The organism is Chryseobacterium sp. SORGH_AS_0447, from assembly GCF_030818695.1.
Lineage (GTDB): Bacteria > Bacteroidota > Bacteroidia > Flavobacteriales > Weeksellaceae > Chryseobacterium.
Genome location: NZ_JAUTAR010000001.1, coordinates 3,011,496 through 3,024,730 on the forward strand (window position 1 = coordinate 3,011,496; position 13,235 = coordinate 3,024,730).

The window sequence follows — 13,235 nt, forward strand, 5'->3', positions numbered from 1 at the left end:
TTCATAGATAATAGCGCATAATTCTTCCTGTATATGGATTCTATAGCTATTATATTTATGTATAAACTCAAACACCCTGTTTGTCATTCCGGAGGAATCCAATCATAGTATTAGCGATAAGCATTAAAGTTTAACTTCGATTTGTACGAAGGAAGGAAGAATCTCCCACAGATTGCAAAGGTTTTCATAGATAATAGCGCATAATTCTTCCTGCATATGGATTCTATAGCTATTATATTTATGTATAAACTCAAACACCCTGTTTGTCATTCCGGAGGAATCTAAACATAGTATTAGCAATAAGTATGAGCTTCGCCCAGATTTATATGGACGAAGAAAAACCTCCCACGCATGTACAGATTTTCATAGATGATAGAGTAATCTAAAACTCCACTCAGCACCAGAATTATTGCTGCTTAATAGTATAAAAATCAAAGATTTACCTCATTTTTTTTATATTAACTAAAGGAATTCGCGAACCTCTCCGAGGTTCTTAAAAACTTTTGAGTGCTTTCTTATCATACACAATTCAGCTTTATTATACATTACAACCATCTTTTGTGACTTTTGTGGTAAAAAAAAATTTCTGCGGACTAATCAAATTTTCACGGATGATGGCATAACTACGATAAATAAAAAAGCTGCTTCCAGTAGGAAACAGCTTTGATAATTATAAAAATTAAAGACTTAGTGTCCGGATTTGGCATCGGCCTCCTGCTTTACGTGGCCCAGATATTTGGTACAGTAAGCACCGAAAATCAAGATAACCACATAGCAGAACACCGGAATAATAAAGGAATGCTGCACCCCGAAATGATCGGCCAGGAAACCCTGGAAAATCGGAACGATCGCACCGCCCAGAATGGCCATAACCACCAGTGATGAACCCTGACTGGTATATTTCCCCAGTCCTGAAATGGCTAATGTATAAATATTAGAAAACATGATCGAGTTGAAAATCCCGATTCCTAAAATACTATACATCGCTAACGCCCCATGATTCAGCATGGCAGAAATCAACAGCAATACATTCACCGCGGCAAAAATAGAAAGGGTTCTTGCCGGAGCCGATTTCCCGATGAAGAAGGCGATAAAATTTAAAGCAATGAATACAAGGAAAAAGCTGATCTGCGAAAAGGTAAGATCCACAATGCTGAAGATCACCAAAAAAACCGCAGCCGCAGCGCCCAGCATATACAGTGCTTTCTTCCCCTGGCTGATGGAATGGTTAAGTGAAATGGCTCCCAGGAAACGGCCGATCATCGCGCCGCCCCAATACAGGGAAAGATAATTTTTGCTTACCACTTCAGAAAGATTCATGACCTGAGGCTGCTCCAGGAAACTGATGATAAAGCTTCCTACCGCCACTTCCCCGCCTACATAGCAGAACATGGCCAGCACCCCGAATTTCAGGTGATTATGCTGCAAAGCGCCGAAACCCTTTACCACTTCTTCTCCCGCTACTTTAAAGTCCGGAAGCTTAACCCTTGAAATAATCAGAGCAACCAGCAATAAGATGCCCGCAAAGATCAGGTAAGGAATCTTGGTGGCAGCGGCTGAAAAAGATCCGTCCGGTGCAGAAAAAAGCTCAAAAATCAGGTGACCGCCCAAAACAGGCGCAATCGTCGTTCCGAAAGCATTAAAAGCCTGCGTCATATTCAGACGGCTTGAGGCAGAATCTTCAGGTCCCAAAAGGGAAACATAAGCATTCGCCGTGATCTGCAGTACCGTAAATCCAAGCCCCAAAATAAACAGCGCTCCTAAAAACAAAGGATAGGAAACCAGGCTTGCCGCCGGATAAAAGAGCACGCAGCCCAGTGCCGCCAGAAAAATCCCGAAAAGAATTCCTTTCTTGTATCCCACTTTATCGATCGGATCGCCGCTGGTGGTCGAGATTAAAAAATAAATCAGGGAGCCGATAAAATAAGCTCCGAAAAAACAGAACTGTACCAGCATCGATTCAAAGAACGTCAGGCTGAACAGCTGTTTGAGGTAAGGAATGAGGATGTCATTCATACACGTGATGAATCCCCACATAAAAAATAAAAGCGTAATGGTAATCAGCGGAACGGTATAGCTCCGGCCTTTGGTCTTCACTTCATTGATCATAACAGTTATTTTTTTAAAGGCGTTAAAGATAGTCTGTTTTACCGATAAAAACTCAATTTGAGATATTAAATTTCGTCAGGCTTATCATATTTTTTAAGTAAATAAAACTTTCAAAACCGACCGTCTCAAAACAAGCATCTCTACAAACTAAAATGTCTTCATTAAAAACAAGCCCCGCAGGTTTTACAGATTAGCAGACTTTATCATCAATTTGCAAAACATCTATCCTGTAGGGCATGAATTTAAGGTTTCAGATCTTCAAATTTCTCATCTGCCGGAAGTATGGGCCGTACTCTTTCTGCGGTTAGCTCTTTAGGTACGGAGAATCCTGCAGTTTGCCTGATGTCCAGCGAAGAAGCACCGACCAGGATTTTATAATTTCCAGCTTCCACTACCCAGGCCGACTTTGCCGTTTCAAATGAAGCCAGATCTTTCGGGGATAAGGTCATGGTAACGGTTTCAGTCTCTCCCGGCTTCAGTTCTTTGGTTTTAGCATACGCTTTCAGTTCGGATACGGGTTTATCCAACGTTTTTCCCGGTGCGGAAAGGTAGAGCTCCACGACTTCTTTGCCCGAAACGTTTCCTGTGTTTTTAACATCTACCTTCACTTCCAATGCATTGCTAAAAGTATTTGAATTTGTTTTGATATTTGAATATGTGAAATCCGTATACGACTTGCCATAACCGAATTCAAAAGAAGGCTTCACCTTAAAAGTACTGAAATAACGGTATCCTACATAAACGCCTTCCTGATAGGTAACGTCTTTCGGATTATCTGCCGGAACTCCAGGAAAATTTTTGGACGAAGCATGATCCGAATAATTTACCGGGAATGTCATCGTCAGTTTTCCAGAAGGATTTACTTTTCCGGAGATCACATCCGCCACGGAATGTCCGCCCTCCTGCCCCGGCTGCCAGGCCAGCAGAATGGCATCTACTTTATCTTTCCAGGAAGCCGTTTCAATAACACCGCCGATGTTGAGGATAACCACCACCTTTTTTCCTTTGGCATGGAAAGCCTTGGAAATTTTATCCAGCATTTCGATTTCTTCGGTGGCTAAATTGAAGTCGTTTTCCACCACACGGTCACCGCCTTCTCCTGAATTCCTTCCTAACGTGACAAAGGCAATGGCTGAAGTTTCGGCTTTTTCAGCAATAAATGCATCATCCATTTTCATTTCGGGAAGCCTTTCAGGCAGCGCCAGGATCCCTCTTTTCTTCCGTTTCTCTTTTTCGGCAGCCGCTTCTTTTTCCGCGTAAGGCTTATAGAGACCTACCAGTTCTTGATCGAGCTGATAGCCTGCGGAGGTAAGGCCTTCCAACAGGGAAACAGTATGCTTGTTGTTGACACTGCCGCTTCCTGTTCCGCCCGTGATCCAGGCATAAGACGTTACCCCGAATAAAGAAACTTTCTTTTGTTTTTCAGCAAAAGGCAAAGCATTTTTCTCGTTTTTCAACAATACCATTCCTTCGGCGGCGGCATTTCTCGTTATCTCCGCATTACGGCTGAGAAGCGGTTTGTTGCTGTACTGATACTGGGCAAATGTGGGCGTTTTAAAAATATATTCAAGGATTCTTTTTACATTGAGATCAGCCGTTTCCCGCGATACCTTTCCTGAATTCAGCGCTTCCAGCAAAACCTTTTTCTGGGCAGGAATTCCGGGCATTAGTAGATCGTTGCCGGCATTCATCTGTTTTACAACATCAGAAATTCCTCCTGTCCTGATGGATTCAAATCCCGGGAAACCGCCGAACCAGTCGGTCATCACGATTCCTTTGAAGCCCCATTCATTTCTTAATACCTCGGTCAGCAGATCTTTGGAATCGGAAGTATAAACACCGTTCACCTTATTGTAAGAAGACATCACTGTCCATGGCTGGGATTCCTTAACAGCAATTTCGAAATTTCTGAGATACAGCTCCCGCATCGCCCTTTCGGAGACGTGGGCGTTGATGGTAAGACGATTGGTTTCCTCGTTATTGGCTGCAAAATGCTTGATGGACGTTCCGACTCCCTGAGACTGGATTCCGTTCACTATGGCAGCAGCCGTTTTTCCCGAGATCAGCGGATCTTCGGAATAATACTCAAAATTCCTCCCGTTAAGCGGGTTTCTCTGGATGTTTAAGGCAGGGGCAAGAAGGACGTCGACGCCATACTCCTTTACTTCATTCCCCATCGCCTTTCCTACTTCTTTCAGCAGTGCCGTGTTCCATGTGGAAGCCAGTGCCGTTCCTACGGGAAATGCGGTAGCATAATAGGTCTGGGAATCATTCGTACGGGTTGGGGCAATCCTCAGTCCGGCAGGTCCGTCCGCCACGACCGTAGCAGGAATTCCGAATCTTTCCAGAGAAGCGGTTCCGCCGGCTGCACCAGGAACCAGCCCTTGTTTTGAATCTCCTACCGGACCGGTGAGCACTTCAATTCCCGGCATCCCGGTTCCGATCAGAAGCTCCGCTTTTTCAGCATTAGTCATCTGCCGGATGATCGCATCGATTCGTTTATCTACCGCAAGCCTGGTATCTTCCCAAACATCCAGCTTACCGTTTTTATTCAGGTCCTTAAATATTTTTCCGTCAACAGTAACCGTCGGATTATTCTGTGCTTTTACAAAAGGCGATGCCGCCACCAAAGCAAGAAACAGCCCCGAGTACTTTGCTTTCCGGGAAAACTGCAATAAGGTTAATCTATTCTTCTTCATGTTGTTCTCCTATAAAAATTTATGAAACTTTAGCCAGTCCAGATATACATCAGACCATTGGTCTACAGGAAGATTCTGTTTACCCATTCCGAAACCGTGGCCTCCTTTTTCATAAATATGAAGCTCTGCGGGCTGTCCGGCTTCCTGCCACTTGCTGTACAGCAAAACCGATTTCGGCGCCAGCTTCAGCTGGTCATCGCTTGCCGCACAGATAAACAGGGGAAGCGGGGATGTTGGAATGGCCGTATCCAGGATTTCACGGCTTGGACCTCCGTAAATGGATGCTGCAAAATTGGGGATCGTGGAAGCGTCCTTGCTGTGAAAAACACTTTCCAGAATAACACTGGCTCCGGCCGAAAAACCGATCACACCCAGTTTTTCAGGATTGATCTTCAGCTCTCCGGCATGAGTTCTGATGTAGGAAATCGCCGTTCTGATATCATTTCCTGCCATTTCTTTGATGGGCGCTGTCCGGGTATCGAAATCAACCCTGTTCTTAATGTTGTCCATCATTTCCTTTGCCGGGTCGTTGGATTTGGTTTCCAACAGCCTGTATTTTAAAACCACAGCCGTAATTCCGTTTTCAGCCAGCTTTTTGGCCATCTCGATTCCTTCGCGGTTGATGGATAAACTCTGGAATCCGCCGCCGGGAGCAATCACGATCACGGTTCCGTTGGCTTTGGATTTATCAGCCTCAAAAAGAAGCATGGACGGTTGCGTAACATTATAAACAACTTCGGTTTTAAAAGGCTGGCTGAATTGCTGCGCTTCTTTCTGTGTCCAGTTTTCTGTTCCGGGTGCTTTTCCCTGGTACAATGGAATGGTCTTCTGGGCATGCACTGCCAGACCGGCAAAAAATAATCCTGCTATGATGAATTTTTTCATTTTTAAATATTTTGTTTTACGTTCTGATTTTTTTTAATCTTAAATTATTTAACTCTAATTATAACCAACCGATTGGTTCATTGTTAAAAGTCACAAAAGATGCCGGGATTGATGCTCACGATATAATTAACTTTTGTGACTTTCATAATTAAATTTAAATGAGTTTAGTCAAGCTCCTCCTAAATGCATAATCTGCAGAAGGCTACTTTTTGTACTTTTCTGTTCTGGCATCTTTAATGACACCGGACCAGTTCATTCCGTATCCGAAATCATACGAATGACCTTCGGAATCTTTATGCACTTCCACGTCGTAAGGTACATCTTCTTTCTGTTTTTCCACGGTGGCCATATCAGCCGGCATCTGAAGCGGAAGCAGCCCGGAAGGTTCATACTTCCCGGTAACAATGTCTACTACGGCCTGATTGGAAACATTGAAGTTCATGAGAATCGCATCGGCATGTTTTTCAAATTCATTGAAAATCATCGGTTTTGAAGCGGTAACAGAAACAACCACAGGTTTTCCGTTCATGGCTTTGTAGGTATTTTCAATCGTTAAAAGGTCTGTAAAGTTGGCAGCTGTAGACGTTTTATTTTTAAATGAGCGGTCATGCACGTTCGGCGCTACTACAGGGTCTCCTGCTGCAATACTTTTTTCCCTGGCTTCGGTGGCCGTGTAGGTTTTGTACTGAAGGGAAATCGGAAGATAACCGTTTCCGCCTTCTGCCGCATCAATATCGCTGTAACCGCCTTCTTCGCTGTGCGGACTTTTCACAAAAACCAATGCGAAATCTGCTTTGGAAGGATCTTCCGTTACGTTATAATGTTTCTTGATTTTTTCGATATCTACAGGATATTCCAGTGAAGGAGCCGTGTAAACACCCCACCAGTTGAATGTTGCCGGAGAATATCTTTTGGGGATGTACACTGTTTTCCTTTCTTTTACAGGCAGCACTCTACCTTTGTTCTTCAGCATTACAATCGATTTTACCTGGGCTTCGTAACCGGCTTTCATAAACTCCGGATTACCCACAGTCTTCACCGTTTCTTCTACATTTACATACGGATTTTCAAACAGCCCCGTTCTGAAAAAATTTCTCAGCAAACGGACTGCAGACTGTTCGAAACGGTTTCGCATATATTGTTCTCCGTGCTCTTTCACACCCATTTTGTACGCTTCCAGCACCGGACCTTTATCATTATTTCCTCCGAATTGGTCAACCCCCGCTTCCAGGACTTTGTAGTGGCGTTCTGCAATGGATAATTTTTCAGCCCCCCAAGGTTTTCCGGCAAAGCCTCCCGGTGTTTTCGGTTCGTCTGCGGTTATCAGCCAGTCGGTACAAACCACCCCGTCGTATTTATATTTTCCGCGGAGCAGATCAGTGATCAGGTATTTGCTGTATCCGTTTCCTACGTTTTCACCGTTTTTCGTATCCTGGTTAAAACTGATCGTATAATAAGGCATCACAGCCGATGCTTCTTTGGTTCCTCCGCTTAATTTGAAAGCGCCTTCCGTGAAAGGCTTTACATGATTCTGGAAATTATTGCCCGGATAGACTGCAAATTTACCCATTGCCCAGTGGCCGTCGCGGCCGCCTTCTTCAGGTCCTCCGCCCGGCCAGTGCTTGACCATCGCATTTACACTTTTGTTTCCCCAGCCGTTTTTGCTGCCGGATGTGGTTTGGAAACCATCGATATAACCTCTTGCCATATCTGCCGTAAGATCAGGACTTTCGCTGAAAACATAAGCGATCCTGTACCAACGGGGTTCAGTACCCAAGTCGATCTGCGGCGACAGTGCTGTTGAAATTCCTAAAGCTCTGTATTCCTGAGCGGCGATATGCCCGAACTTTTTCACCAGTTCCGGATCGAAGGTAGCGCCCATAGCCAGCCCGTCCGGCCAGAGGGAAATCTGCCCTCCTGCGCCTTCGTTGAACTCTGCGGTTACCGTTGCAGAATGCCTTGGATCCGTACTGTTGTTGGCAGGAATTCCCAATCCGAGACCTTCGATGTAAGCCTGGATATTGTTGCTCCATCGGGCGGCAACTTCAGGAGATTCTACCGTAGTTACCAAAACGTGGCGAAGATGGTCTTCCTTTAAAAACTTCTTCTGCTGATCCGTTAAGTCATACGCTTTGGCACCACTTTCCTTATACAGCATCCCGTTGTATTTTCCTGCTCTGATACCCTCTGCAGCTGCAGGAACCGACTGGTGCCCGCTATACAGCATGAGCCCGGCAATCTGTTCTACCGACATTTTTGATGCAAGATCTTTTGCCCGTTCATCCACCGGAAGCCTCCAGTCTTCATATCTATCGAGCTTACCGTTTCGGTTTAAATCCTTAAATTTTTTCCCGCCTACCGTCAGAATTTGTACTCCGGATTCAGGAGAATATCCTAACGTTGGTCCTTTTGCATTGGTCACCGTTGTGAAATTCTGGGAAAATGCGGTGATTCCTAAGAATAAGGTGGCAATATTATATACTGATTTTTTCATTTTTTACTTTTTAAAAATTAAAGCTTACGGAAAACTGACCTGTTAATGGCATAATGTATGTTCCGGTCAACAGTTTGCCGTAGTACGGGCTTGCATCGGTAATGAGCTCTGCACCGTTGATGGTTCCACTGGCTCCTCGCTGGTTAAGGAAGTTGATGACCGTTGCACCAATGTTGATATTTTTATTAACCGTATAACTCACGCCACCGAAAGTTTCCCATCTCGGAGCAAAATAAAGCGCGTTTGTTAGGTTCGCGTACTGCTTGGAAAAGTATCTGAAACTTGCCCAGAATCTCCATTTATCAACGGTATAGCTTGGATCGATTTCCATCAACACTTTAGCAACACCTAACACGTTGTTGTCACTGTAATCGTAATCTTTTCCGAACGCATTGAAATTAAATTTCTTATAAACCGGATTTTGGAATGTCACCAGATAATGTAAATTGAATCCTTTGAAAGGTTTTACCACGAAATCGGTTGTCCAACCTAACGTCTGAATATCGTAATAAACGGTTGCAACCTGTGCCTGGGAGCTGTTAGCAGGATTTACAAGGTTGTATCTGTTTAGGTTATTATTTTTTTTCAGATAGGTCGCCTGTGAAATAAGCTGGATCCAGTTGGTGTTCCAGAAAACTCCGAATGCGCCAAGCGGACTTTTGATTTTATTGGTGTTTGGTTCAAAAGCCTGAGAATAACTTTCAAGCCTTCTGTTTTCTTCGGTATACAGGAAGTTCGCTAAAACCCCGAAATTCTTCGTGATGTTGTACGTCGCATTCAGACTTCCGGCAATCTGGAAGAAGCTTTTATTGATCTGATCAAACTGATTGGCATTGGTAAAGCTGAAACCGACAGTTCTCGGCGTCAACGAATATTCGCCGTCAAGGACGTGGTTTCTTAAATGCAGACCGTAGCTCAAATTAAAGTTGTCCGTTACTTTCCATTCATCGGTACCGTAAACCGAAAGCTTGTTTTCTGTTCCGCTATGATATTCTCCGCCTGCATTGTAGTTATAGAAACCGTCGGCATCCGTATTCGGCCCAATTAATCGCTGCGGCTGCGGTTCCACACTCTGGAAGAAGAAAGCACGGTTGGATGTGAATTGGTCTACGTGGTAAAACTGTTCCAACACGCCGAATGTTACGTTATGATCTCCCAACTGTTTGTTTAGAGAAAAACGTCCTGCAATGTTGGTAATCGGAGTTTCCGGCGTATACATACCAAGAATTGTTCCTACAGGTCCGGAATAAGCCTGACCGTTGGAAGCCAACGTATATCCTGCTGCAGAATCAGCGTTGAAGATGCTCAAAGGAATCATATTGGACATTTTTGCCTTAGCAAAATGAGCTCTTGTCGAAAACTTAAAATTCCAGCCATTGTTTAACAGATAGTTACCAAAAACATCAATGTTGTGCGAGGTGGTCCTGTTATCATTTCCGCTCATCGATCTCCAGGAATATTCTCCTGTAAGGATATCTTTGATTTTCATCTGGCCGTCTCTCACGACGTAAGAATCCCGTCCGATTTTGAAATTGTCAAGCTCTGTCACTTTTCCTTCAGGCCCGTACTGGAAAACGGCATAATTGGTGATGCTGTACGAATCCGCGTATTTGTATAAAACCGAAATTTTACCCTTGTCATTATTAAAATACTTGGTTACGCCAGCGCGGAATATCTTGGTTTCATCGGCATTTCTTGCAAAGCCTAATTTGTAGGTACTCGGATCAAAATTGGCAAAAGCACCTACCGTGTAAGTCCATCCGTTTTTAGAAACCGGTCCCGAAGCATTGACATCGCACTGCAGCCAGCCGAAAGTACTCGTCGTCAATTTACCTTTCAGCTTAAAATCTTTGGTCCCTGTTTGTGAATAGGAATTCACGGCAAAACCGAGGTCGCCCATGGTATTGGCCAGCTGATCCATTTTCAATAATCCTGTTTTCTCCAGACCGACACTTTGTCTCCATGTTTTATTCGGAAGCTCGGGCCAGAAGAAATAAACGGCCGGAAGGTCGTTTTCCAGAATGGTGATTCCGCCTACGGTTGAAGGCAAACCGATATTCACATCCCGCGGACTTGTATTGTTGGCCGCGTTCAGCATTACGTTTCTGTTGTTATCCTCTTTTGAAGATGTTGTCACGGTTTTAACACCCTCTTCCTGTTTAACTACAGCATTCACTGCATTTTTAACAGCCAGCGTATCGGTCTTTTCCTGACCGAAAGCCACAGCAAAGGAAAACATCATTCCCAATGCTGAAATTTTTAAAGTTAATTTTCTCATCGTACAGTTAGAATAATTCTTCTTTATATTTTATATAGATTCGTTTATTTAATCACTTTTTGCTGCTTTAGCTAAAGGCACAACAATTTCTGCATCCGAAAAATAACCGGATGGTTCTTTATGTACATTACCGGAGCATCTACTACCACCGGTTTAACCGCCAACATTTAATTTATTCAAGTATCATAAAAGGTATTTTACATGATACTTTTAAGGTTAGAAAATGGTCATTTTCTAACCGGATTTATACTCCGGGAAAGGAATATTTTCAGAAGTAATTTTATTTACTGTGTGCTTTATTTCAATGCTTCTATATGAAACATTACAATACTACATTCTTTCCGCCGATTTACCAAAAGAAATGTTAATTAAATGTAATATTAAATACAATCTATTCATTTTCAATTATTTATTTTTATTTTATAAAACAAAAATTCATTGATTCATATAGAAACAATAACAAATAACCGCCTAAATTTTCCCCAAAAAGTACCTCAATTGCCATTTTTTGCCCCGGTGCCGAATTTTTATCTGTACATTTGTATATCCAAGATTTTTAGCTTTTAGATGGATTCCAAGCAACATATTATTAATAAATCGAATGAGGCAAAAGATATTTTTCTTCCTCATCTGTCGGCAGATTCCGTGATTTTCGGTTTCGATCAGAATGAACTTAAAGTTTTGCTGTTGAAAATGAACTACCGTAAGCAGTGGCTTCTTCCGGGTGGCTATGTGCGAAAAGATGAAGACCTTGATGAAGCGGTGGTTAGAATTCTGAAAGACCGTGTAGGGGTAGCAGGCGTTTACCTTCAGGAGTTTGGGGTTTTCGGGAAAAAAAACAGAAGCGAGCTGTATTTCGAGGATTTTGATGAAACACTTTTCCATAAGCAGCGATTTGTATCCGTAGGATATTATGCCCTGTTCAATCCGGATAAGGTAAGCCTGATTCCCGACGAGTTCAGTGAGACCTGCGAATGGATTTACCTCAGCAAGCTCCCTGAAATAGAACTTGCCATGGACCACCGTGAAATCATTGAAAAAGCATTGCTTACTTTAAGGGAAACCATCTCGCATAAACCCATCGGCTATAATCTTTTACCGGAAAAGTTTACGCTTTCCGAATTGCAGAAACTGTATGAAATCATTCTGGGAAAAGAGCTTAACCGGGGAAATTTTTACCGGAAGATGAAAAATCTCGGTATTCTCACCAAACTGGATGAGAGAAGAAAAGGCGGTGCCCACAAAGCACCGGATCTGTATTCTTTCGATGAGGAAAATTATCTACAGGCATTGGAAAACGGACTCAACAGCTGGTAATATGAAAACAAGTGCCGGAATTTTACTGTTTAAAAGGAAAAACGAAAAATTTTTCTACTTCCTGGTTCATCCGGGCGGCCCATTTTGGAAAAATAAGGATTTGGGTGCATGGTCGATTCCGAAAGGCGAAGCATCAGAGGGCGAAAGTCTTATGGAGCGTGCGGTTACCGAATTTTACGAAGAAACAGGTAAGAAGATCAGTGGCGATTTTATCGAATTGCAACCCGTCAGGCAAAAAGCCGGAAAGAGCGTCTATGCCTGGGCCCTGGAAAGCGATCTTGAAATGACCGGCCTTCAAAGCAATACCATTTCAATCAACTGGCCGCCAAGATCCGGCAAAACCATCGAAATCCCGGAAGTAGACCGCTGGGAATGGTTTGAATCTGAAGAGGCCATATTAAAAATCAACTCCGCTCAGTCTGAACTAATTCTACAGCTGGAAAAACTCCTGAAATCAAACAGCAGTAATCTAACCTGAATCAGATACCATACTACTTTATTTACATTGATTCAGAATGTTAGCGGTGATTTCTTAACCGAAAAAACTTCCAGCATCCAGTCTCCCTCTTCCAGCCCATCAGCATAACCTTTCAGCCGCACCCAAGTAGGATATAATTGTACAACCGGAAGAAACTCCTGAAATCCAAACAGCAGTAATCTAACCAGAATCAGATACCATACTATTTTATTTACATTGATTCAGAATGTTAGCGGTGATTTCTTAACGGAAAAAACTTCCAGCATCCAGCCTCCCTCTTCCAGCCCATCAGCATAACCTTTCAGCCGCACCCGAGTAGGATATAATTTTACAACCGGAAGAAACTCCTGAAATCCAAACAGCAGTAATCTAACCTGAATCAGATATCATACTATTTTATTTACAATGATTCAGAATGTTAGCGGTGATTTCTTAACGGAAAAAACTTCCAGCATCCAGCCTCCCTCTTCCAGCCCATCAGCATAACCTTTCGACCGCACCCGAGTAGGATATAATTGTACAACCGGAAGAAACTCCTGAAATCCAAACAGCAGTTATCTAACCTGAATCAGATACCATACTATTTTATTTACATTGATTCAGAATGTTAGCGGTGATTTCTTAACCGAAAAAACTTCCCGCATCCAGCCTCCCTCTTCCAGCCTACTATCACAATTCTGCTTAATATTTAACGCTCCTCCGTTTCCTTTTTAAAGCTTACCACTTCGTAATCATCGTCCGAACTGTATTTCTTGCAGCTTTCATCATCAAAACTTTCGGGAGATTTCAGGAAATCTTCAATAAATTTTGCGCTTTCGTCGGTGTTGGACGGCGTGATTACAATGTGGAAAAGTTTGGCTACGGATTCATCTGCATTCTGTTCGGATTCCTTTTTGTGTTTCAAAGCTTCTTTATAGTTCATCGGTTTATTTTATAGTAAACTGGCAAATGAATAAACTGTGCCACCGGTCTGTT

8 protein-coding genes are annotated in these 13,235 nt (G+C 43.0%); 2 read left to right on the forward strand and 6 right to left on the reverse strand.

Going from position 1 to position 13,235, the window contains the following annotated elements; translation table 11 throughout:
* Positions 1-687 precede the first annotated feature (687 nt).
* From QE422_RS13915 to QE422_RS13935, 5 genes are all read right to left on the reverse strand, one after another.
* Entirely contained in the window at positions 688-2,109 is a 1,422-nt protein-coding gene (locus tag QE422_RS13915; RefSeq protein ID WP_307459489.1) for a sugar MFS transporter, read from the reverse strand.
* A gap of 242 nt (positions 2,110-2,351) precedes the next feature.
* A complete protein-coding gene (locus tag QE422_RS13920) occupies positions 2,352-4,808 on the reverse strand; it encodes a glycoside hydrolase family 3 N-terminal domain-containing protein (protein ID WP_307459492.1) in 2,457 nt (818 codons plus the stop codon).
* A gap of 9 nt (positions 4,809-4,817) precedes the next feature.
* Positions 4,818-5,693, reverse strand: a complete 876-nt coding sequence (locus QE422_RS13925; protein ID WP_307459494.1) for an alpha/beta hydrolase — start codon at positions 5,691-5,693, stop codon at positions 4,818-4,820.
* A gap of 202 nt (positions 5,694-5,895) precedes the next feature.
* Positions 5,896-8,187, reverse strand: a complete 2,292-nt coding sequence (locus QE422_RS13930; RefSeq protein WP_307459496.1) for a glycoside hydrolase family 3 N-terminal domain-containing protein — start codon at positions 8,185-8,187, stop codon at positions 5,896-5,898.
* 10 nt (positions 8,188-8,197) lie between these two features.
* Positions 8,198-10,465, reverse strand: a complete 2,268-nt coding sequence (locus QE422_RS13935) for a TonB-dependent receptor (protein ID WP_307459499.1) — start codon at positions 10,463-10,465, stop codon at positions 8,198-8,200.
* A gap of 567 nt (positions 10,466-11,032) precedes the next feature.
* Between QE422_RS13935 and QE422_RS13940 the strand changes: the two genes are divergently transcribed.
* Positions 11,033-11,782 (forward strand): NUDIX domain-containing protein, encoded by a 750-nt coding sequence (locus QE422_RS13940; protein WP_307459502.1) that lies wholly within the window; start codon positions 11,033-11,035, stop codon positions 11,780-11,782.
* Between the two features lies 1 nt (position 11,783).
* Positions 11,784-12,260, forward strand: coding sequence for an NUDIX domain-containing protein (locus tag QE422_RS13945; protein ID WP_307459506.1), 477 nt, complete (start codon positions 11,784-11,786; stop codon positions 12,258-12,260).
* Positions 12,261-12,948: 688 nt separating this feature from the next.
* On the opposite strand, the gene QE422_RS13950 is transcribed toward QE422_RS13945, so the two are convergent.
* Positions 12,949-13,182 (reverse strand): hypothetical protein, encoded by a 234-nt coding sequence (locus QE422_RS13950; RefSeq protein ID WP_307459509.1) that lies wholly within the window; start codon positions 13,180-13,182, stop codon positions 12,949-12,951.
* Positions 13,183-13,235: the final 53 nt, after the last annotated feature.

Coding starts and splice junctions, on each gene's coding strand:
- QE422_RS13915 (WP_307459489.1), bottom strand. CDS start 2,109: ATGATCAATGAAGTGAAGACCAAAGGCCGGAGCTATACCGTTCCGCTG.
- QE422_RS13920 (WP_307459492.1), bottom strand. CDS start 4,808: ATGAAGAAGAATAGATTAACCTTATTGCAGTTTTCCCGGAAAGCAAAG.
- QE422_RS13925 (WP_307459494.1), bottom strand. CDS start 5,693: ATGAAAAAATTCATCATAGCAGGATTATTTTTTGCCGGTCTGGCAGTG.
- QE422_RS13930 (WP_307459496.1), bottom strand. CDS start 8,187: ATGAAAAAATCAGTATATAATATTGCCACCTTATTCTTAGGAATCACC.
- QE422_RS13935 (WP_307459499.1), bottom strand. CDS start 10,465: ATGAGAAAATTAACTTTAAAAATTTCAGCATTGGGAATGATGTTTTCC.
- QE422_RS13940 (WP_307459502.1), top strand. CDS start 11,033: ATGGATTCCAAGCAACATATTATTAATAAATCGAATGAGGCAAAAGAT.
- QE422_RS13945 (WP_307459506.1), top strand. CDS start 11,784: ATGAAAACAAGTGCCGGAATTTTACTGTTTAAAAGGAAAAACGAAAAA.
- QE422_RS13950 (WP_307459509.1), bottom strand. CDS start 13,182: ATGAACTATAAAGAAGCTTTGAAACACAAAAAGGAATCCGAACAGAAT.